Origin of the sequence: Roseovarius azorensis (genome assembly GCF_900109455.1) — a bacterium.
Lineage (GTDB): Bacteria > Pseudomonadota > Alphaproteobacteria > Rhodobacterales > Rhodobacteraceae > Roseovarius > Roseovarius azorensis.
Genome location: NZ_FOAG01000012.1, coordinates 71678 through 93038 on the forward strand (window position 1 = coordinate 71678; position 21361 = coordinate 93038).

Here is a 21361-nt window from a genome sequence, read left to right on the forward strand (position 1 = left end):
AGAAAAACCACATGAATGAGAAACGCCGTGGCCTGCTGATCATCCTGTCCTCACCATCGGGCGCTGGCAAGTCTACGCTGTCGCGACGGCTGCGCGATTGGGATCCGACCATCGCCTTTTCGGTCTCGGCCACGACCCGCACCCCGCGCGCCGGCGAGGTGGACGGCCAAGATTATCACTTCCTGACCCCCGATGCCTTCAAACGCGAGGTGACGGCGGGCGGAATGCTGGAACATGCGCATGTCTTCGGCCATTTCTACGGCTCGCCCAAAGGCCCGGTGCAGGCCGCGATTGATGAAGGGCGCGATGTGCTCTTTGATATCGACTGGCAGGGGGCACAGCAGATCCGTAACTCCGCGCTTGGCGCGCATACGCTCTCGATCTTTCTGCTGCCGCCCTCGATCCGTGAATTGCATCGCCGTCTGGAAATTCGCGGGCAGGACAGCAAAGAGGTGATCGCCAAGCGCATGCAGAAAAGCTGGGACGAGATCAGCCACTGGGACGGCTATGATTTCGTGCTGGTCAATGACGACCTTGATGCAACCGAGGCGCGACTGAAAACCATCATCGAGGCCACGCGCCTGCGCCGCAGCCAGCAGCCCTGGCTCACCAGCCATGTGCGCGCCCTCCACAGCGAATTCGAGGACAGCAGATGACGCTTTACGCATTGGACAAGCACAGCCCGAAAATCGCGGCGGACACCTGGGTGGCACCCGACGCTAACATCATCGGCAGGGTGGTGCTGGAAGAAGGAGCCTCGGTCTGGTTCGGCGCAACGCTGCGCGGCGACAACGAGGTGATTCATGTCGGCGCGGGCAGCAATCTGCAGGAAAACTGCGTCCTGCATACCGACATGGGCTATCCGCTGGTCATCGGCGCGGGCTGTACCATCGGGCACAAGGCGATGCTGCATGGCTGCACCATCGGCGAAAATTCCCTGATCGGGATGGGGGCCACGGTGCTGAACGGCGCGCGCATCGGGCGCGATTGCCTGATCGGCGCGGGCGCGCTGATCACCGAAGGCAAGGACATTCCCGACGGCAGCCTCGTGATGGGCGCGCCGGGCCGGCTGGTGCGCAGCCTTGATGCGGCGGCCATCGCGGGTCTGCGCGCCAGTGCACTGCATTACCAGCAGAACATGCGCCGGTTCCGCACCGGTCTGCGGGCGCTCTGAACGGCGATGCAGGGGTTGGCCTCTGTTCTCGCGGGCATCCCGCTGGCCGCGCTGCTGATCGGACCCGACCAGCGTATAGCCGCGACCAACCCGGCGGCGCTCGACCTTCTGGGGCAGGGGATCGGCGGACGGCATTTCCTGACCGCGCTGCGCCAGCCGGACGTTCTGACCGCCATCGAATCGACGCTGCGCGACCACGCGCCCCGCAGAACCGGCTATCAGGCCTCCGACTCGGGGCGCGACAGCAGTTTTGTGGTGCATGTGGCCTATATCGACACGCCCGAAAGCCACGGCGTGCTGGTCTGTTTCGAGGACATGACAGAACGCGAACAGGCCGCGCAGATGCGCCGCGATTTCGTCGCCAATGTCAGCCACGAACTGCGCACGCCACTCACCGCGCTGATGGGATTCATCGAGACCCTGCAGGGACCGGCGCGGCGTGACGACAAGGCGATAGACCGATTTCTCGGGATCATGCAGACCGAGGCGGCGCGCATGGAACGCCTGGTGCGCGACCTGCTGTCGCTCAGTCGCGTCGAGAGCGAAGAGCGCGTGCGCCCGCGCGAGCCGGTGGACCTCTCGGGCACCATCGGTTCGGTACTCTACATGCTGCGCCCGATGGCGCGCGAACGTGGTTGTGAGATCGCCTTCGATCCGGTCGAGGGCATCGAGGTGCCGGGCAATGCAGATCAGTTGCAGCAGGTGTTCACCAATCTCGTGGAGAACGCGATCAAATACGGCGGGGCCGGGAATCACATCACCATCACGATCGAGACCCTAGACAAAGACGTTACCCTGCGCGCCCCTGGCGTGGCCGTGCGCGTGCGCGACCGCGGCCCGGGGATCGACCCGCTGCATATCCCGCGCCTGACCGAGCGGTTCTACCGCGTCGACACCCACCGCTCGCGCGAGATGGGCGGCACCGGCCTTGGGTTGGCCATAGTGAAACACATCGTCAACCGTCATCGCGGGCGACTGCGAATCTCTTCGACTCCGGGCGAGGGCAGCGAATTCATGGTAATCCTGCCGCGCTGGACCGCATCCCAGGGCTGAACGCCGCCCGGCCTGCCGGAAAAATCCGCATGAATCCGCCAGCGTCATAAAACCGTTACACAAGTGTAACAAAAGGTTCGTGCAAAGACCCTAGCACAGCCCCCAAGGTCGCCTGCCAGGTGGCCTCGTGAAACCCAACTCAGGGAGCTATCCATGTCTCTTTTCAAAACCACCGTTTCCGCCGCGGCCCTCGCTGCGCTGGCTGCTGGCGCTGCCCACGCCCGTGACGAGATCCGTATCGTCGGCTCGTCCACCGTGTTTCCCTACACGCAGGCCGTGGCCGAGCAGTTCTCGAACAACACCGGCGCACCGTCGCCCATCGTCGAATCGACCGGCACCGGCGGCGGCATGAAGATTTTTTGCGGCGGCATCGGCGAGAGCCACCCCGACATCACCGGCGCATCGCGGGCGATGAAAGCCTCTGAATACGCCCTCTGCACCGAAAACGGCGTCACAGACATCACCGAGGCGATGATCGGCTATGACGGCCTGTCGATCGCCATTTCACGCAGCGCCCCCGCTGACTGGGATCTGACGCTCGAGCAGGTCTACCTCGCCCTCGCCGCCGAAGTGCCGGGCGACGGCGGCTGGATCGCCAACCCCTACAAGAAGTGGTCGGATATCGACGCAAGCCTGCCAGATGTCGAGATCCTCGCCTATGGCCCGCCGCCGACCTCGGGCACCCGTGACGCCTTTGTCGAACTGGCGATGCACGCCGGTTGCGAAGCCACCGATTTCATGAAGGCGCTGAAGGAATCCGACAAGGAGGCACACGACGCCGCGATCAAGGAAAACTGTTCGCGCATGCGTCAGGACGGGCCGTTTGTCGAGGCGGGCGAAAACGACAACCTGATCGTTCAGCGCCTGAATGCCGACGCCAATGCTGTGGGCATCTTCGGCTATTCGTTCCTCTACGAGAACCTCGACACGCTCAAGCCGGTGACCATCGCGGGCGTCGAGCCGTCGGCAGAGACCATCGTGGATTTCTCCTATCCGATCTCGCGCCCGCTGTTCTTCTACGTCAAGAACGCGCATCGCGGCGTGATCCCGAACCTGCAGGAATTCATCGAGGAATACATGTCCGATGACGCGATGGAGCCGGGCGGTTACCTGACCGAGCGCGGCATGGTCGCCCTGCCGGACGATCTGCGGGCCAAGACCCAGGAGGCCGTGATCGGTGCCGCCAACATGGACCCCAAGTCCTGACCGGCTGACATGACCTCGCCGCCCGGTTGACCAAGGCCGGGCGGCTTCTCTATCCTTGAACGGGGACGCCATGACCACCGCTGCCTTTCTCTGCCTCTTCGCGCTGGCGATCATCGGCTACGTCTGGAACAGACAGGCCGCAACCGCGATCAGACGCGACGGGGCGCGGCTGCATTCGCTGGTCGGATTTCACGGCGCCTTCTCTCTGCTCATGGTGCTGGTGCCGGTGCTGGTGGTGATCCTGCTCTGGCTGGTGTTGCAGGGCCATGTGATTGACAGCATCCTCAAATCCGGCATTGCCGCGCGTCTCGAAGGGTTGGGCACCGGCGAGGTGCAACTGATCATCGCCGAAATCAAGTCCATCGCCGGCGGCACGATCTTTGGTACGCCCGAGGACTGGAAACTGGCCGCCGCCGACCGCTATCTGGCGCTCAATGTCCGCAGCGGACAGCTGATGCTGGTGGTTGTCACGGCCTTGGCGCTTGGCCTGATGCTCTTCAGCCGCCGCAAGGTCGCGGCCGATTTCCGCGCCCGCCACGGGGTTGAACATATCATCTCCGGCCTGATGATCTTTTGCTCGGTGGTGGCGATCTTTGTCACCATCGGTATCGTCGCCTCGCTGATGTTCGAGACCGGCAAGTTCTTTGCCAAGGTGCCGGTCACCGAATTCCTCTTTGGCACCAACTGGGAGCCGCAGATCCCCCTGCGCGAGGATCAGGTTGCCGCCGAGGGCGCCTTCGGCTGGCTGCCGGTGATGTTGGGCACGCTGGTCATCACCGTCATCGCGCTGGTCGTTGCGGTGCCGGTGGGGCTGATGTCGGCCATCTATCTCAACGAATTCGCCCCCCGCAGGTTCCGCGCCGTTGCCAAGCCTTTTCTCGAAATTCTCGCGGGCGTGCCCACGGTGGTCTACGGCTTTTTCGCCATCCTCGTCGTGGCCCCCGCGATGCGCGGTTTCGGGCAGTCGATCGGCCTCGATGTCTCGCCCAATATCGCCCTCGCGGCGGGCAGCGTGATGGGCATCATGCTGATCCCCTTCATCTCGTCCTTTGCCGATGACGCGCTCTCGGCGGTGCCACAATCCCTGCGCGACGGCGCGCTCGGCCTTGGTGCGACGCGGGCCGAGATGATGACCTCGGTTCTCTTTCCGGCGGCCATTCCCGGCATCGTCGGCGGTATCCTTCTGGCGGTCAGCCGAGCCATCGGCGAAACCATGATTGTGGTCATGGCGGCGGGCCTGATCGCCAAGATGACCATCAATCCGCTCGACAGCGTCACCACCGTCACGGTGCAGATCGTGACCCTGCTGATCGGTGACACCTCCTTTGACAACCCCAAGACTCTCGCGGCCTTCGCGCTTGGCATGATGCTGTTTCTGGTGACGCTGATCATCAACGTCTTCGCCCTGCGCATCGTGCGCAAATACCGCGAAGCCTACGATTAAGGACGCCCGGCGATGACCGATCTTTCCGCGAACTCCGCCCCACTCGGGGCCGCTCAGCGCAACCACCTCAGGCGCCGCAATCGCCATCAGCTCATGCTGCAGGGCTTTGGCATCGCCGCCATCAGCTTTGCCGCGCTGATGTTGTTCATCCTCGTGTCCTCGCTCGTCGGCACCGGTTACAAGGCCTTTACCCAGACCCATATCCAGGTCGAGGTCTTTGTCGATCCCGAAGAGGTGTCCGTGGAAAAATTGCCGCGCGGCGGGTTCAGGGATGTGCTGCAGGCCAGCCTGCAGGCCCAACTGCCCGAGGTGAGCGAACGCGCCGATCTGCGCAGGCTCGAGGGCCTCTTTTCCAACGGCGCGCAATTCAGGCTGCGCGACATGATCGTCGCGGATCCCTCGCTGATCGGTCAGACCGTCACCCTCAGGGTGCCGATGTCCGATCCCTTCGACCAACTCGCCAAGGGCCTCGTCAAGCGCGACACGCCCGAGGCGCAGCGCCGCGTGACCGATCAGGAAATCGCCTGGTTCGACCGGCTGGATCAGGCCGGCATGATCACCCAGCCGCTGAACTGGGGTCTGCTGACCAATGCCGATTCGCGCTTTCCCGAGCTGGCGGGCCTCAAGGGCGCGCTTGTCGGCAGCTTCTGGGCGCTTCTGGTCTGCTTTCTGATCTCGTTCCCGCTGGGCATCGGCGCGGCCATCTATCTAGAGGAATTCGCGCCCAAAAACCGCTGGAGCGATCTTATCGAGGTCAATATCAACAACCTCGCCGCCGTGCCCTCGGTGGTGTTCGGCCTGCTGGCGCTTGCGGTGTTCATCGGGTGGTTCGGCCTGCCGCGCTCGGCCCCGCTGGTGGGTGGGATGACACTGGCGCTGATGACGATGCCGACGATCATCATCGCCACCCGCGCCGCTCTCAAGGCCGTGCCGCCCTCGATCCGCGAGGCGGCCCTTGGGGTAGGGGCCTCCAAACATCAGGTCGTGTTCGGCCATGTCCTGCCGCTTGCCATGCCCGGCATCCTCACCGGCACGATCATCGGTCTGGCGCAGGCGCTTGGCGAAACCGCACCTCTCCTGCTGATCGGCATGAATGCCTTTATCACCTCGGCCCCCGGCTCGCCGCTCGACAGCGCCACCGCGCTGCCCACGCAGATCTTCATCTGGGCCGACAGCCCCGAACGCGGCTTCGTCAGCCGCACCTCCGCCGCCATCCTCGTGCTTCTGACCTTCCTGATCACGATGAACGCCATCGCCATCTATCTGCGCAGCAAATTCGAGCGCAAATGGTAAGAAAGGACATTCCCATGTATGACGCGCCCAAGCTGGAGAGAAACGTGGACGACAGGACTATCAAATTTTCCGCCCGCAACGTGCATGTCTTTTACGGCGAGACAGAGGCGATCAAGGGCGTGGATGTCGATATCCTCGACAATACCGTCACCGCCTTTATCGGGCCGTCGGGTTGTGGCAAATCCACCTTTCTGCGCTGCCTCAACCGGATGAACGACACCATCGACATCTGCCGCGTGACCGGCGACATCAGGCTTGACGGGCACGACATCTACGACAGGTCGGTCGACCCGGTGCAACTGCGCGCCAAGGTCGGCATGGTGTTCCAGAAACCCAACCCTTTCCCCAAGTCGATCTATGACAACGTTGCCTACGGCCCCCGCATTCACGGTCTGGCCCGCACCAGGGCCGATCTCGACGCCATCGTCGAGCAATCCCTGCGCCGCGCCGCCCTCTGGGACGAGGCCAAGGACCGGCTCGACCAGCCCGGCACCGGCCTCTCCGGCGGCCAGCAGCAGCGGCTCTGCATCGCCCGCGCCGTTGCCACCTCGCCCGAGGTGCTCTTGATGGACGAACCCTGCTCGGCGCTCGACCCGATCGCAACGGCGCAGGTCGAGGAACTGATCGACGAACTGCGCCAGGACTATTCGGTCGTGATCGTGACCCACTCGATGCAGCAGGCCGCGCGCGTCAGCCAGAAGACCGCGTTCTTTCACCTCGGCCACCTTGTCGAATTCGGCGATACCGGTCAGATTTTCACCAACCCCCACGATGAGCGCACCGAGAGCTACATCACCGGGCGTATCGGCTAAGGATTTCCCAGATGTCCGACCACCAGCATATCGTGTCCTCCTTCGATCGCGATCTCGAAACCATCCAGGCCCATATCATGAAGATGGGCGGCATGGTCGAGCGCGCGATCTCGGATGCCGCCCGCTCGCTCGAAACCCGCGACGACGAACTGGCCGAAGAGGTCAGGGGGCGCGACAAGGCGATCGACGCCCTCGAAGAGCAGATCAACCAGGAGGCCGCCCGCGTCCTCGCCCTGCGCGCGCCCACGGCGCGCGACCTGCGCCTCATCCTCACCGTGATCAAGATCTCGGCCAGCCTCGAACGCATCGGCGACTACGCCAAGAACATGGCCAAGCGCACCTCTGTCCTGACCCGGATGTCGCCGGTCAACGGCTCTCCGGCGGCGCTGCGCCGCATGGCGCGCGAGGTCGAGGAAATGCTCAAGGACGTGCTCGACGCCTATATCCAGCGCGATCAGGATCTCGCCCGCGAGGTGATGCAGCGCGATCAGGATGTAGATCAGATGTATAACGCGATCTTCCGCGAATTCCTGACCTTCATGATGGAGGATCCGCGCAACATCACCGCCTGCATGCACCTGCATTTCATCGCCAAGAACACCGAACGAATGGGCGATCTGGTCACCGCCATCGCCGAACAGGTGGTCTATCTGGTCTCCGGCGAGATGCCTGACGAGCCCCGCCCCAAGGGCGATCAGACCTCGGTCGATCCGTCCATCGCCCCCGACATCCGGGCCTGAAACAGGAGCAGCGCACCATGTCCGCCGATCAGCCCACCGTCCTTCTGGTCGAGGACGAACCAGCACAGCGCGAGGTGCTGGGCTACAACCTGGAGGCCGACGGGTTTCGCGTCCTTACTGCCAGCAATGGCGAAGAGGCGCTGCTGATGGTATCGGAAATGCCGCCCGACATCATCGTGCTCGACTGGATGATGCCCAATGTCTCGGGGATAGAGGTCTGCCGCCAGCTCAAGACGCGCTCCGAGACCCGCAGCATTCCCATCATCATGCTCTCAGCCCGCTCGGAAGAGGTGGACCGCGTGCGCGGGCTGGAAACCGGGGCGGACGATTATGTGATCAAGCCCTATTCGCTAGTGGAACTGATGGCGCGGGTGCGTGCGCAACTGCGCCGCACCCGGCCCGCCTCGGTGGGCGAGCGGCTGGAATATCTCGACATCGTGCTCGATGCGGAAACCCACCGCGTGACCCGCGCGGAAAAGCCGCTGAAACTCGGGCCGACCGAATTTCGCCTGCTGTCCACGTTCATGGAAAAACCCGGTCGCGTCTGGTCGCGCGAGCAGTTGCTAGATCGCGTCTGGGGCCGCGACATCTATGTCGACACCCGCACCGTCGATGTGCATATCGGCCGGCTGCGCAAGGCGCTCTGCCAACACGGCGGTGCTGATCCGCTGCGCACCGTGCGCGGGGCGGGGTATGCCTTGGGCTAATCGCAGGGGCCGAGCACCGCGTGGCTCATTGCTCGGCTCGACCTTTCCACCTCAGGTCAAAACCGGCCCCCACCCGGCATTAACTGTTCCGCGCCGCAAATTCATGCCGGAGTAGGGGGGCGCCGCCGCCTAAACGCATCAGACGCCTGCGCCACGCGCGACAATGCTCGGCGCACCGCGACACGCCTACGGCAAGTCCAATCAACCGTATGGTTTTCCGCGAAAACCGTACAGCCTGTCAAAATAAACCCTATCTTAATCCATTCCAGAACCGCACCCTCATCGTGGCAGCAAATCCTCGTCCTCCGCCTGACCCGCCAGCCAGTCGCGGAATGTCGTCAGCGCCGGATCGCGCCCGTTCTGGACCGGCCAGACCAGGTAATAAGCGCCGGAAATCATGGTCTTGTCGCCCCAGACGCAGGTCAGCCGCCCGGTCGCCAGATCCTGCTCGGCCAGGTAGTCGGGCAACAGCGCGACGCCCAACCCGTGCAGTGCGGCCTGCGTTATGGTTGAAAACTGGTCATAGATCGTGCCGTTAACCTTTGCCCCCTCAACCCCATGCGCCGCCAGCCATGCCGCCCAGGCATTTGGTCGTGTCTCGATATGCAGAAGCGGCAGGTCCAGCAGATCCCGCGCCGCTCGTACCGGCGGGTGCGACGCGAGGAAATCAGGTGACGCCACCGGCAGGACAGCCTCGGTTTTCAGCCGCAGCGCCTCTGTTCCCAGCCAATCCGGTTTGCCGAAATGTATCGCTGCATCAAATGGTTCAGAGGCAAAGTTGAATGGTTTTAGACGGGTTGACAGGTTGATCGTCACCTCCGGGTGCAGCCGCGCGAAATCCGCCAGCCGTGGCACCAGCCACCGCATGCCAAAGCTGGGCAGGATCGCAAGGCTCAGGCTGCCGCCCACCGGATTGACCGTCAGCTTGACCGACGCCTGCGCGATCTGTTGCAGCGCGCTGCGAATCCTGTCGGCATACTCCGCCGCCTGCGGAGTCAGGACCAGGCTGCGCCCCTGCCGCAGGAACAGCGTCACGCCAAGCTGACCCTCCAGTGTTTTCAACTGCCTGCTGATAGCACTCTGGGTCTGCGACAATTCTTCCGCCGCTGCCGTGGCGCTGCCCAGCCGATCCAACGCCTCCAGCGCGCGCAGGGCAGAGATCGAGGGTAGAAAGCGGCGAGGCAGGGTCATGCTTGCGGTTTACTCATGGGTTGATGTGGAAATATCGTTATTCTTTGGGGTTTGACCAGTGTAACCTGTCCGAAACCCGTTAAAAAACGCATAAGGACTCCGCCATGACCGCCAAGACGCCGACGCTGCGCGCCAAGGATGCACCGGATCTTAACACATTCGATTGGGCCGACCCCTTCCGCCTTGCCGATCAGTTGTCCGAAGAGGAACGGATGATCGCCGAAAGCGCCCGCACATTCGCGCAGGAGACCCTGCAACCCCGTGTCATCGCTGCCTATCGCGAAGAACGGGTAGAGCCTGGAATCTTCAATGAAATGGGCAGGATGGGCCTTCTCGGCACCACCATCCCCGAGGAATACGGCGGGCTTGGCGCGGGCTATGTCAGCTATGGCCTCGTCGCCCGCGAGATCGAGCGCGTCGATTCGGGCTATCGCTCGATGATGAGCGTGCAATCCTCTCTCGTGATGTATCCGATCTATGCCTATGGCTCCAAGGATCAGCGCCGCAAATACCTGCCGGGTCTGGCCAGCGGCGAGTTGATCGGCTGTTTCGGCCTGACGGAACCCGACGCCGGTAGCGATCCGGCCGGCATGAAAACCCGCGCCATTCGCACAGATAGTGGATATCGCATCACCGGCACCAAGATGTGGATATCCAACAGCCCCATCGCCGATGTCTTCGTCATCTGGGCCAAGTCCGAGGCGCATGACGGCAAGATCCGCGGCTTCATTCTCGAAAAGGGCATGAAGGGCCTCAGCGCGCCGAAAGTGGGTGGCAAACTCAGCCTTCGCGCCTCGGTGACCGGCGAAATCGTGATGGACAATGTAGAGGTATCAGAGGACGCACTTTTGCCTAATGTTCAAGGGCTTAAGGGGCCTTTCGGATGTCTCAACCGCGCTCGATTCGGGATCGCCTGGGGCGTCATGGGGGCGGCCGAGTTCTGTTGGCACGCCGCCCGTCAATACGGCCTTGACCGGCGGCAATTCAACCGCCCGCTGGCCCAGACCCAGCTTTTCCAGTTGAAACTGGCCAACATGCAGACCGAAATCGCGCTCGGCCTTCAGGCCGCCCTGCGCGTCGGCCGCCTGATGGACGAGGCCAACGCCGCCCCCGAGATGATCAGCCTGATAAAACGCAACAACTGTGGCAAGGCGCTGGAAATCGCACGCCACGCCCGCGACATGCATGGCGGAAACGGAATTTCAGAGGAATTTCAAGTTATTAGACATATGGTCAACCTCGAGACCGTCAACACCTACGAAGGCACCCATGATGTCCATGCGCTGATCCTGGGGCGCGCACAAACCGGCTTGCAGGCGTTCTTCTGACAGGGCAGGGTCGGCCAGAACACGCAACAGGAGCCGTGATGACCGCAGGTCTGGGGAACCTCTGGCGCGATAGCGCCGCCGAACATCTCTCGGCCCCGCAGTTTCAGGGCAACCGCAACACCGATCTCGCCATCATCGGCGGCGGGTTCACCGGGCTGTCGGCTGCGCTGCATGCCGCGGAGCAGGGGGCAGAGGTAACCCTGCTTGAAGCTGAAACCATCGGTCATGGCGGTTCCGGGCGCAATGTCGGACTGGTCAATGCAGGGCTGTGGCTGCCGCCCGATGATGTCTGCAAAACCCTTGGAAATCAGGCGGGTGAGCATCTCAACAGCGTTCTGGCGACAGCCCCTGACCTGGTGTTCGACCTGATCGAACACCACGCCATCGCCTGCGAGCCGGTACGCGCGGGCACGCTGCATCTGGCGCATGCGCCGGGCGGGATGGAGCAGTTGCAGATGCGTCTAACCCAAACGCAGGCGCGCGGCGCGCCGGTGCGGCTGCTCGACGCACAGGAAACCGCGGCGCGACTTGGCACGGCGCGGTTTCACGGTGCCCTGCACGATTCCCGCGCAGGCACGATCCAGCCGCTGGCCTATGCGCGCGGGCTGGCGCGCGCCGCGACCGAACAGGGTGCGCGCCTGCACGAACAGAGCCCCGTCACCAGCGCCGAGCGGCGCGGCGGACAATGGCTGATTTCCACGCGGGGCGGCAAATTGCAGGCGCGCCGCCTGCTCATCGCCACCAACGCCTATCATCAGCCCGTTGCGCATATCAGACTGCCAAGCGTTCCCGTGGTGCAGTATTTTCAGCTCGCCACGACTCCGCTGGGGGACAATCTGGCGGGTGACATTCTGGCAGGCGGTGAGGGGGCATGGGATACCGGGCTGGTCATGACCTCGATCCGGCGGGATCGCGCGGGGCGCGTGATCCTCGGGGGCATGGGCGGCAATGCACGCCCACATGCCGACTGGGCGCGGCGCAAGCTGACGCAACTGTTTCCACGGCTCAAGGGGGCAGGGATCGAGCACGCCTGGGCGGGCCGGATCGCCATGACCCATGATCATCTGCCGCGTATTCAGCGCATGGGGCCGGGGGCCTATGCGATCTACGGCTATTCCGGGCGCGGTATCGGCCCCGGCACGGTCTTTGGCAAGGCCGTGGCCGAGGCGCTGTTGCAGGATAGTGAAGCGGGCCTGCCGGTCCCGGCGGTCGAGGCGCATCACGAGCGATTCGCTGCGCTCAGATCGCTCTATTACGAAACCGGAGCACGGCTTGTGCATCTGGCCGCCGCACGACCCTGACAAAATTGCACAGACATTGTGAGTGCTGGACCATTGTGCGCCCGCAGAAAAGGTTTACCTGCTCAGCCAGCATGTAACAGGAGCATGACATGGCACTTTCCGAGACCGGCGCACATTTCACGACCGGCAATCTCTTCCGGCATGTCTCGGTGATGTCTCTGACATCAAGCATCGGGCTGATGGCGATATTTGCGGTCGATCTGCTTGATATCGTGTTCATTTCCATGCTGGGGCGCGAGGAACTGGCGGCAGCAGCGGGCTATGCCAGCGTCATCATGTTCTTTGCCAGCGCCATCAATATCGGCCTGTCGATAGCGGCCGGCGCCCTGGTCGCGCGTGCGCTCGGCGAGAACAACCATGTCGATGCCCGTGAATTCGCCAGCAGCTCCGCAGTGATCGCGGTTGGTGTCGGGCTTGTCCTGCCGCTTCTGGCGCTGCCCAACATGGCGTTTTTGCTCGGTCTTGCCGGGGCCGACGGGCCGGTGGCCGAGATGGCGGCTGGCTATCTCTGGATCATCCTGCCGACAACATTCATGTCGGGCCTGTCGATGGTCACAGTGGCCGTGCTGAGGGCCTATGGGGATGCGCGCGGGGCGATGTATCCGGCGCTGCTGGGGGCGGGGGTCAATGCGGTGCTTGATCCGATCCTGATCTTCACGCTCGGCCTCGAATTGCAAGGCGCTGCCATGGCCACCGTGCTGGCTCGCCTTGCAACTGTGGGGCTGGCCATGGGACTCGCCATCCACCGCTATCGGGCGTTTGCCCGACCACGACCGCAATGTGTCGCCCGTGATTTCCGTGAAACGGCAATGATTGCGTTGCCCGCGGTGCTGGGCACAGTCGCCACGCCGGTCGGCACGGCCATCGTGACCCGCGAAATGGCGAAATACGGCTCAGACGCGGTGGCGGCACTGGCAGTGATCAACCGGATGATTCCGGTGGTCTTTTCCGTCGTGCTGGCGCTGTCGGGCGCGATCGGACCGATCTTTGGCCAGAACTTCGGGGCAGGGCGCATGGACCGGGTGCAAGAGACGTTCTCGGACGGGTTGAAATTTCTCGCGCTTTATGTGGTGGTCATGTCCGGGCTTCTGTTTGTGCTGCGCGATCCGCTGGCCGATCTCTTCGAGGCGACGGGGATGATGCGCTCCTTGCTCTACCTTTATCTCGGACCGCTGGCGCTGGCGTCGTTTTTCAACGGTGCGATTTTTGTCTCCAATGCCTCGTTCAACAATCTTGGCCATCCGTCATATTCGACCGGGGTGAACTGGGCGCGGCATACGCTTGGCACATGGCCTTTCGCGATCGCCTTCGGCGCGGTCTGGGGGGCGCATGGCGTGCTGATCGGACAGGCGGTTGGCGGTGCGATCTTTGCCGCCGTGGCGGTCTGGCTGGGCCTGCGCGTGATCGCGGCGCCGTGTCGTGATCCGCTCAAACTGCATTACAAATGCCCGGATCAACGGATGCAGGTGGTCACGAACCGGACTGGTCGCTAATGCGCATAATCAGTATTATGTAAATTACATATAGAAAAACCCTGAGCATACCATCTTGTTTCAACATATATTACATTGCTTTACGTCGCATTTCCCAGGCAAAGCTGTGCCGCACTCCTGCCTGAAATCTGATCAAGCGGACAGTGCTAACCAATCGTGCAGAGAGCGCAGTCGCCAGTATAACTCCGATGCAACCAATGCAGGTCTCGACAGGCCAAGGATTCACGGTCTATGAGAGAGTTCGGGAGCAAGAACATGACCAGTATCCTAATATTGAACGGCCCGAACCTCAATCTGCTCGGCACACGTCAGCCCGAGGTTTACGGACATACGACACTTGCCGATATCGAGGCCATGTGTCGGGCGAAAGCGGCGGACCTTGGTGTGGATCTCAGCTTTGAGCAGAGCAACCACGAAGGCGCGCTGATCGACGCGATCCACGCCGCGCGTGGACGGCATGACGGGATTATCCTGAATGCCGGGGCCTATACGCATACGTCCGTGGCGCTGATGGATGCAATCAGTTCTGCTGCCCTGCCCGCCATCGAGCTGCATCTGTCGAATGTGCATGCACGCGAGCCGTTCCGCCATCAGTCCTATATCGCAAAAGTGGTGGTTGGCATCATCTGCGGTTTCGGCGCCCGTGGCTATCTGCTGGCACTCGATGCAATCTGCGGGCATCTGGAGGATGGCGGGTGATAGAAGCCAGCAAGATCAATACGCTTGCGAATGCCACGTCGGTCGAGGAACTGTGGGATCTCCACACCCGGAACATGGCGGAGTTCGGATTTGACAGGTTGATCTATGGCTATACCCGCTATCGCACCGCCACCTCACTGGGCGATCCCGATGATTTCGTTCTGCTGACCAATCACAGCCCGAGCTACACGGATGTCTTCATCGGTGAAGGCCTGTATTTTCACGCGCCCATGGTGCGTTGGGCGCTCGAACATGACGGGGCCTGTTCCTGGTCGATTCTGGGCGAGATGATTGCAAGCGGCACCCTTAGCCCGCAGGAACGCAAGGTTTTCGAATTCAACCGATCCCAGAACGTCACCGCGGGCTATTCCATCAGCTTCAAGTCCCTGTCCCCGCGCACCAAGGGTGCGATTGCACTGACGGCCCGCCCAGGCATGGCCCAGGGCGAGGTGGATGCCATCTGGCAGCGTGCGGGAGAGCATATCATGGCGCTCAACAATGTTGTGCATCTTCGTATCCTCTGCCTGCCCTACACCGCCCCCAGCCGTGCGCTGACGCAGCGGCAAAGAGAGGTGCTCGGATGGGTTGGCGATGGCAAGACGGTGCAGGATATTGCCCTGCTCATGGGGCTAACCCCGGCAACGGTGGAAAAGCATCTGCGCCTGGCACGTCAGGCCCTGTCCGTTGAAACGACCGCCCAGGCGGTTCTCAAGGCCGCGCTTCAGAACCAGATGTTCATTCTGGAAAAATAGCGACAGTTTTCAGACTTTTTAATTCTGGTATGGAATTCCCTACTTTCCTTACCTTACGTAAGATATAATGATCTTCATGTTCCGTGAGTGGTGGCTTTGTAGCCCGGGAACATGGGGACCGTGTTGCCTTTTATTTCAAGGGATGATGCTGTTCTCTCCGGTTCTGCCGGAAGTCGGTCGTTGGCTCTTATAGTCGGAGTGGGCGACCGACCCTATCGTGGTCGGCGTTTCATCCCCATCAGACTGTCGACCAGATCGGCGGTGTTGCCTTGAAAGGCGGCACCGCTTTTTGTGTCGTATCTCTCCCGACATAAAAAAGGGCGGCCCGAGGCCACCCTTCTTCGATCCGCTGAGGCGAAGCTTTATCCCTGAGCGACCTTGGCGACTTCGGCCGCAAAATCCTCTTCCTTCTTCTCGATCCCCTCGCCCACTTCGACACGGGCGAAGGACAGGATTTCAACGCCAGCCTGCCGTGCGGCCTCGGCGACGGTGATATCCGGGTTCATCACGAATTTCTGGTTCAGCAGCGTGATTTCCTCGAGAAACTTTTTCATCCGCCCCGGGATGATGTTGTTCTGGATCACCGCTTCCGGCTTGGGTTTGGCCGACTGCGCGTTTTCTTCCAGCGCTTTCTGGGTCTGGACGGTCAGTTCGCGCTCCAGCACCGCGGGATCAAGGCTGGCCTCGTCCAGCGACATCGGCGCGGTGGCGGCAATGTGCATGGCGATCTGCTTGCCGATCCCGGCGTCAGTGCCCTTCAGCGCCACGAGGACGCCGATCTTGCCCATGTCGGGGGCGGCGGCGTTGTGGACATAAGAGACCACCACGTCGCCTTCGACGCGGGCCATGCGGCGCAGAGCCATGTTCTCGCCGATCACGGCGATCGCGTCGGTCAGCGCCTCGGACACCGGCTTGCCCGCGACCGGCGCCGCGTTGAGCGCCTCGATATCGGACACGCCGAGGGCCGCACCCGAGATCGTTGACACGAGTTTCTGGAAATCTGCGTTCTTGGCGACGAAATCGGTTTCCGAATTCACCTCGACAGCAACGCCGACGCCACCCTTGACGGCAACCCCGACAAGACCTTCTGCGGCGACGCGATCCGCTTTCTTGGCCGCCTTGGCCAGACCCTTGGTGCGCAGCCAGTCCACGGCCGCATCCATGTCGCCAGCCGTCTCGGTCAATGCCTTCTTCGCATCCATCATGCCTGCGCCCGTGCTGTCGCGCAGTTCCTTCACCATAGCAGCAGTGATCGCCATATCGGCTCTCCTCAAATTCAGTCGTGGATCGGGGGCGGCATATCCCGCGCCCCATGTCAGTTTCGTGACGGCGCTCAGCTCTCAGCCTCTGCGGTTTCGGCAGCAGCGGGCGCTTCGGTCAGAACCTCCTCGGCCGGGGCCTCTTCCAGCGCGCCCAGATCGACACCTGCGGCCCCCATCTGCGCCGACATTCCGTCCAGCGCGGCGCGGCTGACCAGATCGCAATAGAGAGCAATCGCCCGCGCCGCGTCGTCATTGCCCGGAATGATATAATCGACACCCTCGGGCGAGCAGTTGGTGTCAACCACCGCCACAACGGGAATACCCAGCTTGTTGGCTTCGGCCACGGCAAGCGCTTCTTTCTTGACGTCAATCACGAACAGCATGTCCGGCACACCGCCCATTTCGCGGATCCCGCCAAGGCTGGCCTGCAGTTTTGTCTGATCCCGTTCCATCCCGAGACGCTCTTTCTTGGTCAGCCCCTCGGCGCCGCCCTCGATCACCTCGTCGATCTGATTGAGGCGCTGAATGGATTTCGACACGGTCTGCCAGTTGGTCAGTGTGCCACCAAGCCAGCGGTGGTTCATGTAATACTGCGCGCATTTCTCTGCCGCCTCGGCGATCGGTTGAGACGCCTGCCGCTTGGTGCCGACAAAGAGGATGCGACCGCCCTTGGCGACGGTCTCGCGGATCGCGTTGAGCGCCGCGTCGAGCAGCGGCACGGTCTGCGTCAGGTCCATGATGTGGATGCCATTGCGCGCACCATAGATGAACTCGCCCATGCGGGGATTCCAACGCTGCGTCTGGTGGCCAAAGTGAACGCCAGCTTCCAACAGCTGACGCATAGTGAACTCAGGAAGAGCCATCGTCGTTTTCCTTTTCCGGTTTTCGCCTTGGCACGGGATGAGAAGCGGATGCTTCAACCGGTGGACAGACGGGGATGTCTCCCCCATGCGCCCGCCCATGCCTGCGGATTTCAATGGCGCGCATATAGCCGCCTCTTGGTGCGGGTGCAACCCCTGCCCCGCAATTTCGAACGACACAAGGCGCGCACACACAGATGGGCCATTGTGGCGCAAACGGATTATGCCTAGATAACGCCATGGCCCGATCCTGGATGACCGATGAACACGCCATTTGACGAACCACCCCTTGTCCCCAAGAAGCCCGGTCGTTTCGCTGGACTGCGGGCCAGTTTCCTGACCGGCCTGGTGGTGATCGCTCCGGTCGGCCTGACAATCTGGCTGATGTGGACGGTGATCGGATGGGTGGACGGATTCGTCCTGCCGCTCATCCCGGACAGATACCAGCCCGAGCAGTATATCGGCATCAACCTGCGCGGCGTCGGCGTGATCATCTTTCTGATCTTCACGGTGCTGGTGGGCTGGATCGCCAAGGGGCTGATCGGCCGCTCGCTGATCCTGTTCGCCGAGTCGCTGGTCAATCGCATGCCGGTGGTCCGCTCGATTTATTCGGGGGTGAAACAGATCGCCGAGACGGTCTTTGCCCAGTCCGAGCGGAGCTTTGAAAAGGCCTGCCTGATCCAGTATCCCCGCAAGGGCATCTGGGCCATCGGTTTCATCTCGACCGAGGCCAGGGGTGAAATTAATGAAAAGGCAGAAACCGACAGCGATCTGCTCAGCGTTTTCGTGCCCACCACGCCCAACCCGACCTCCGGCTTTCTGCTCTATTTTCCGCGCGAGGACGTGGTCGAATTGAACATGTCGATCGAGGATGCGGCCAAGCTGGTGATCTCGGCCGGTCTCGTCTATCCCGGCCAGACCAAACCGGATGCGCCAAACGGCAAGCGCACCTAAATCTCGTATGGCCCTGATTGGCGGGAATACGCCATGGATCAGAGTGCCGTCCAGCCGCCGTCGACACTGATCGTCGTTCCGGTGATCTGCGCCGCAGCATCCGAGCACAGGAATAACGCCGTGCCGCCCATCTGTTCAGTGGTGGCGAATTCCTTGGAGGGCTGCCGTTCCAGCATGACCTTCTTGATCACGTCCTCGCGGCTCATGCCGTATTTCTCCATCGTATCGGGGATCTGCGCCTCGACCAGCGGGGTCAGCACGTAGCCCGGACAGATCGCGTTGGCAGTGATCGGTTCCTGCGCGGTCTCCAGCGCGGTGACCTTGGTCAGCCCGACAATCCCGTGCTTTGCCGCGACATAGGCCGATTTGTAGGGACTCGCCGTGAGCCCATGCGCCGAGGCGATGTTGATCACCCGGCCCCAGCCTGCCTTGCGCATCATCGGCAAGGCGGCAGCGGTGGTATGGAACGCCGAGGTCAGGTTGATGGCGATGATCGCATCCCATTTGCCCGCCGGAAACTCGTCGATCGGGCAAACATGCTGGATACCCGCATTGTTCACCAGAACATCACAGCGCCCCGCCTTTTCGATTAGGGCGCGGCATTGCTCGCCGTTTGACATGTCCGCCTGAATATAACGCGCCTCCACGCCGGTCTCCTGCGCGATTCTGGCGGCCAGCGCGTGATCCTCTTTCGAATCGGTAAATGAATTCAGCACGACATTCGCCCCGGCACGCGCCAGTTCCTGTGCGATTCCCAGGCCGATTCCCGAATTCGACCCTGTGATAACGGCTGTTTTGCCTTTGACGCTCATGTCCACTCTCCCCGTTGGTAGTGCAGACGCAGCATAAGTGCTGCATCTGCGAATTGCACGGGGAATAGGCATCACGGTGCCGCGAGGCGCAAAAAAACGCCCGCACGAGGCGGGCGTCAAGTTATTGAGGCAGGTTTCATACAGGCAAGAAACCTATCGAGCAGTGCTCTCTTTATAAGCAATCCCGCGCCGCAGTCCAAGCTAAAAGTTTGAAAACCCATGAATCCGTCTCTAGGGTCCGGGTCAGATGAACATGGATCATCAGGGATTTTCAGCAAAATGAGATCAGTTTTCTTCTGCAGCCTCCGACCCGGATTGCTTGCACTGAGCCTCGCAGGAATGACCGCGATGGCGCAGTCGGAACCAGCGCATGGCATAGCTATGTATGGCGACCCGGCCCTTCCACCTGATTTTGTGTCGCTGCCCTACGCAAATCCTGAAGCGCCCAAAGGCGGGCGCGTGGTGACGGGTAATGTCGGCGGATTCGATTCGCTCAATCCCTTCATCCTGCGCGGCACGCCGCCATGGGAACTGGCCCACCTCACGCACGAGACGCTGATGGGACGATCCTGGGACGAAGCCTTCACGCTATACGGTCTGTTGGCCGAATCGGTCGAGACCGGACCGGACCGGAAATGGGTCGAATTCACCCTGCGCCCCGAGGCCCGTTTCTCGGATGGCACGCCGGTGACGGTCGAGGACGTGATCTGGTCCTATCGGGAACTCGGCACCCGTGGGCATCCCCGTTATCGAGGTTTCTGGGAAAAGGTCGCCACGATAGAGCAGACCGGCCCGCGCTCCTTGCGCCTGACCTTCAACGAGGTGGATCGCGAACTGGCGTTGCTGGCAGGCCTGCGCCCGGTGCTGCAAAAGGCGCAGTGGGAGGGGCGCGACATCACCGAGGCGGGGATCGCGGACATCCCCATCGGCACCGGCCCCTATATGGTAGAATCCTACGAGATTAACCGCTCCGTCGTCTTGCACCGCAACCCGGATTATTGGGGCCGTGATCTGCCCTTTCGACGCGGCACAGGCAATTTCGACGAGATCCGCATCGAATTCTACGGCGACGACACCGTTCTGAAAGAGGCATTCAAGGGCGGTCTGATCAGCTATGTGCGAGAATTCAATGCCGAGGCCTGGGCCACGCAATACGATTTTCCGGCCGTCCAGCGTGGAGAAATCGTGCTGTCGGAAATTCCGCATCGCAGACCTTCGGGCATGACCGGCTTTGTGATGAACACCCGCCGCGCACCGCTGGATGACTGGCGCGTGCGCGAGGCGCTGATCACGGCGTTCAATTTTGAATATATCAACGACACGCTGACCGGCGGGCGGCAACCGCGCATCACCTCGTATTTCTCGAACTCGGAACTTGGCATGGATCATGGCCCCGCCACAGGCCGGGTGCGTGAATTGCTGGAACCCTTCGCCGACACCCTCCTCCCGGGCACGCTGGAGGGCTATGCGCTGCCGGTGGGCGACGGCACCGCCCGCAACCGTGTCAATCTTCGCCGCGCGATGGACCTGCTGAACGAGGCGGGCTGGAGCGTGCAGGAGGGGCGTCTGGTCAATGCCTCGGGCACAGCGCTTCGACTGAATGTGCTTTTGCAGCAGGATGGCCTGATCGGGCAGGCAAGTGCCATGATGGACATATATGCCCGCGCGCTCGAACGGCTGGGCATCGTGCTGGACGTGGAGATGACCGACAAGGCGCAATATGCCGAGCGCGAGGCGCAGTATGATTTCGACCTGACGCTGATGCGCCGCTCGCTCTCGCTCAGCCCCGGCAATGAACAGCTGTTCTACTGGGGGTCTGCGGGCGCGGATCAGCCCGGCAGCCGGAACCTCATGGGGATGAAATCCGCCGCCGCCGAGGCGATGATCGCGTATATGCTGCAGGCGCGGAACCGCGAGGAATTCATCGCCGCCACCCGAGCGCTCGACCGGGTTCTGACGGCGGGGCGCTATGTAATCCCGATACATCAATACAGCGTGGGCCGTATTGCCCACCGGGCAGAGTTGAAATATCCTGAGGACAGGCTGCCGATCTACGGGGATGGCATCGGATTTCTGCCCGAGGTATGGTGGCACAAGGCAAAAGACTGAGAACAGGCAACAACCAAGAGGCAAGAGCATGCGAAAACTGTTTGTGCTCGCTCTCATCACCCTGATGGCCGCATGCGCCACGGTTGAGGGCGCGGGTCAGGATATTTCCGGGGCCGCGCGCGGCGTCCGGAGCTGGTTCTGAAGCCCTCGCAGGTCGGCATTTTGCCACAG

The 21361-nt window shown here is 62.1% G+C and carries 21 protein-coding genes; 17 read left to right on the forward strand and 4 right to left on the reverse strand.

The genetic code is table 11. From position 1 onward, the window contains the following. The first annotated feature begins 11 nt into the window (after positions 1–11). The 9 genes from gmk (at position 12) to phoB (ending at position 8429) form a co-directional block, all read left to right on the forward strand. A complete protein-coding gene (gene gmk / locus BSG08_RS15740; protein WP_093038800.1) occupies positions 12–656 on the forward strand; it encodes a guanylate kinase in 645 nt (214 codons plus the stop codon). Further along, positions 653–1174, forward strand: coding sequence for a gamma carbonic anhydrase family protein (locus BSG08_RS15745; RefSeq protein WP_093038801.1), 522 nt, complete (start codon positions 653–655; stop codon positions 1172–1174). The genes gmk and BSG08_RS15745 overlap by 4 nt, the downstream gene beginning before the upstream one ends. Positions 1175–1180: 6 nt before the next feature. Next, positions 1181–2227, forward strand: a complete 1047-nt coding sequence (locus BSG08_RS15750; protein ID WP_093038802.1) for a sensor histidine kinase — start codon at positions 1181–1183, stop codon at positions 2225–2227. Between the two features lie 153 nt (positions 2228–2380). Next, entirely contained in the window at positions 2381–3433 is a 1053-nt protein-coding gene (locus tag BSG08_RS15755; RefSeq protein ID WP_093038803.1) for a substrate-binding domain-containing protein, read from the forward strand. 70 nt (positions 3434–3503) lie between these two features. Then, a complete protein-coding gene (gene pstC, locus BSG08_RS15760; protein WP_093038804.1) occupies positions 3504–4877 on the forward strand; it encodes a phosphate ABC transporter permease subunit PstC in 1374 nt (457 codons plus the stop codon). Positions 4878–4889: 12 nt separating this feature from the next. After that, positions 4890–6170 (forward strand): phosphate ABC transporter permease PstA, encoded by a 1281-nt coding sequence (gene pstA / locus BSG08_RS15765; protein WP_093038805.1) that lies wholly within the window; start codon positions 4890–4892, stop codon positions 6168–6170. A gap of 14 nt (positions 6171–6184) precedes the next feature. After that, the gene (gene pstB / locus BSG08_RS15770; RefSeq protein WP_093038806.1) at positions 6185–6982 is read left to right on the forward strand and encodes a phosphate ABC transporter ATP-binding protein PstB; all 798 of its coding nucleotides are present in this window, start codon (positions 6185–6187) and stop codon (positions 6980–6982) included. 11 nt (positions 6983–6993) lie between these two features. Further along, positions 6994–7722, forward strand: coding sequence for a phosphate signaling complex protein PhoU (gene phoU / locus BSG08_RS15775; RefSeq protein ID WP_093038807.1), 729 nt, complete (start codon positions 6994–6996; stop codon positions 7720–7722). Positions 7723–7739: 17 nt separating this feature from the next. Continuing rightward, entirely contained in the window at positions 7740–8429 is a 690-nt protein-coding gene (phoB, locus tag BSG08_RS15780) for a phosphate regulon transcriptional regulator PhoB (RefSeq protein WP_093038808.1), read from the forward strand. 279 nt (positions 8430–8708) lie between these two features. Here phoB and BSG08_RS15785 read toward each other — a convergent pair whose 3' ends face one another. After that, entirely contained in the window at positions 8709–9620 is a 912-nt protein-coding gene (locus BSG08_RS15785) for a LysR substrate-binding domain-containing protein (protein WP_093038809.1), read from the reverse strand. A gap of 104 nt (positions 9621–9724) precedes the next feature. On the opposite strand from BSG08_RS15785, the gene BSG08_RS15790 reads away from it, so the two are divergent. From BSG08_RS15790 to BSG08_RS15810, 5 genes are all read left to right on the forward strand, one after another. After that, positions 9725–10948: an acyl-CoA dehydrogenase gene (locus tag BSG08_RS15790; protein WP_093038810.1), complete on the forward strand. Its 1224-nt coding sequence runs from the start codon at positions 9725–9727 to the stop codon at positions 10946–10948. Between the two features lie 38 nt (positions 10949–10986). Beyond that, a complete protein-coding gene (locus tag BSG08_RS15795) occupies positions 10987–12249 on the forward strand; it encodes an NAD(P)/FAD-dependent oxidoreductase (protein WP_093038811.1) in 1263 nt (420 codons plus the stop codon). A gap of 89 nt (positions 12250–12338) precedes the next feature. Continuing rightward, positions 12339–13742, forward strand: coding sequence for an MATE family efflux transporter (locus tag BSG08_RS15800; RefSeq protein ID WP_093038812.1), 1404 nt, complete (start codon positions 12339–12341; stop codon positions 13740–13742). A gap of 255 nt (positions 13743–13997) precedes the next feature. Next, positions 13998–14441 (forward strand): type II 3-dehydroquinate dehydratase, encoded by a 444-nt coding sequence (gene aroQ, locus BSG08_RS15805; RefSeq protein ID WP_093038813.1) that lies wholly within the window; start codon positions 13998–14000, stop codon positions 14439–14441. Continuing rightward, positions 14438–15193 carry a LuxR family transcriptional regulator gene (locus BSG08_RS15810; protein ID WP_093038814.1) on the forward strand — a complete coding sequence of 252 codons (756 nt, stop codon included), beginning with the start codon at positions 14438–14440 and terminating at the stop codon, positions 15191–15193. The genes aroQ and BSG08_RS15810 overlap by 4 nt, the downstream gene beginning before the upstream one ends. A 362-nt stretch (positions 15194–15555) precedes the next feature. Here BSG08_RS15810 and tsf read toward each other — a convergent pair whose 3' ends face one another. After that, positions 15556–16452 carry a translation elongation factor Ts gene (gene tsf / locus BSG08_RS15815; protein ID WP_093038815.1) on the reverse strand — a complete coding sequence of 299 codons (897 nt, stop codon included), beginning with the start codon at positions 16450–16452 and terminating at the stop codon, positions 15556–15558. A gap of 74 nt (positions 16453–16526) precedes the next feature. Beyond that, the gene (rpsB, locus tag BSG08_RS15820) at positions 16527–17318 is read right to left on the reverse strand and encodes a 30S ribosomal protein S2 (protein ID WP_093038816.1); all 792 of its coding nucleotides are present in this window, start codon (positions 17316–17318) and stop codon (positions 16527–16529) included. A gap of 258 nt (positions 17319–17576) precedes the next feature. On the opposite strand from rpsB, the gene BSG08_RS15830 reads away from it, so the two are divergent. Beyond that, on the forward strand, positions 17577–18269 hold the full coding sequence (locus BSG08_RS15830; protein ID WP_093038818.1) for a DUF502 domain-containing protein: 693 nt from the start codon (positions 17577–17579) through the stop codon (positions 18267–18269). Positions 18270–18307: 38 nt separating this feature from the next. Here the strand turns inward: BSG08_RS15830 and BSG08_RS15835 are convergent, their stop codons facing one another. Then, positions 18308–19081, reverse strand: a complete 774-nt coding sequence (locus tag BSG08_RS15835) for a 3-hydroxybutyrate dehydrogenase (RefSeq protein ID WP_093038819.1) — start codon at positions 19079–19081, stop codon at positions 18308–18310. Positions 19082–19360: 279 nt separating this feature from the next. Between BSG08_RS15835 and BSG08_RS15840 the strand changes: the two genes are divergently transcribed. After that, positions 19361–21190: an extracellular solute-binding protein gene (locus BSG08_RS15840; protein WP_093038820.1), complete on the forward strand. Its 1830-nt coding sequence runs from the start codon at positions 19361–19363 to the stop codon at positions 21188–21190. A 28-nt stretch (positions 21191–21218) separates the two neighbouring features. Continuing rightward, on the forward strand, positions 21219–21332 hold the full coding sequence (locus BSG08_RS15845) for an entericidin EcnA/B family protein (protein ID WP_139274584.1): 114 nt from the start codon (positions 21219–21221) through the stop codon (positions 21330–21332). Positions 21333–21361 lie beyond the last annotated feature (29 nt).

Coding starts and splice junctions, on each gene's coding strand:
- BSG08_RS15790 (WP_093038810.1), top strand. CDS start 9,725: ATGACCGCCAAGACGCCGACGCTGCGCGCCAAGGATGCACCGGATCTT.
- BSG08_RS15800 (WP_093038812.1), top strand. CDS start 12,339: ATGGCACTTTCCGAGACCGGCGCACATTTCACGACCGGCAATCTCTTC.
- BSG08_RS15830 (WP_093038818.1), top strand. CDS start 17,577: ATGAACACGCCATTTGACGAACCACCCCTTGTCCCCAAGAAGCCCGGT.
- aroQ (WP_093038813.1), top strand. CDS start 13,998: ATGACCAGTATCCTAATATTGAACGGCCCGAACCTCAATCTGCTCGGC.
- tsf (WP_093038815.1), bottom strand. CDS start 16,452: ATGGCGATCACTGCTGCTATGGTGAAGGAACTGCGCGACAGCACGGGC.
- BSG08_RS15840 (WP_093038820.1), top strand. CDS start 19,361: ATGAGATCAGTTTTCTTCTGCAGCCTCCGACCCGGATTGCTTGCACTG.
- phoU (WP_093038807.1), top strand. CDS start 6,994: ATGTCCGACCACCAGCATATCGTGTCCTCCTTCGATCGCGATCTCGAA.
- BSG08_RS15795 (WP_093038811.1), top strand. CDS start 10,987: ATGACCGCAGGTCTGGGGAACCTCTGGCGCGATAGCGCCGCCGAACAT.
- pstB (WP_093038806.1), top strand. CDS start 6,185: ATGTATGACGCGCCCAAGCTGGAGAGAAACGTGGACGACAGGACTATC.
- BSG08_RS15750 (WP_093038802.1), top strand. CDS start 1,181: ATGCAGGGGTTGGCCTCTGTTCTCGCGGGCATCCCGCTGGCCGCGCTG.
- pstC (WP_093038804.1), top strand. CDS start 3,504: ATGACCACCGCTGCCTTTCTCTGCCTCTTCGCGCTGGCGATCATCGGC.
- BSG08_RS15845 (WP_139274584.1), top strand. CDS start 21,219: ATGCGAAAACTGTTTGTGCTCGCTCTCATCACCCTGATGGCCGCATGC.
- gmk (WP_093038800.1), top strand. CDS start 12: ATGAATGAGAAACGCCGTGGCCTGCTGATCATCCTGTCCTCACCATCG.
- rpsB (WP_093038816.1), bottom strand. CDS start 17,318: ATGGCTCTTCCTGAGTTCACTATGCGTCAGCTGTTGGAAGCTGGCGTT.
- phoB (WP_093038808.1), top strand. CDS start 7,740: ATGTCCGCCGATCAGCCCACCGTCCTTCTGGTCGAGGACGAACCAGCA.
- BSG08_RS15785 (WP_093038809.1), bottom strand. CDS start 9,620: ATGACCCTGCCTCGCCGCTTTCTACCCTCGATCTCTGCCCTGCGCGCG.
- BSG08_RS15835 (WP_093038819.1), bottom strand. CDS start 19,081: ATGAGCGTCAAAGGCAAAACAGCCGTTATCACAGGGTCGAATTCGGGA.
- BSG08_RS15745 (WP_093038801.1), top strand. CDS start 653: ATGACGCTTTACGCATTGGACAAGCACAGCCCGAAAATCGCGGCGGAC.
- BSG08_RS15755 (WP_093038803.1), top strand. CDS start 2,381: ATGTCTCTTTTCAAAACCACCGTTTCCGCCGCGGCCCTCGCTGCGCTG.
- pstA (WP_093038805.1), top strand. CDS start 4,890: ATGACCGATCTTTCCGCGAACTCCGCCCCACTCGGGGCCGCTCAGCGC.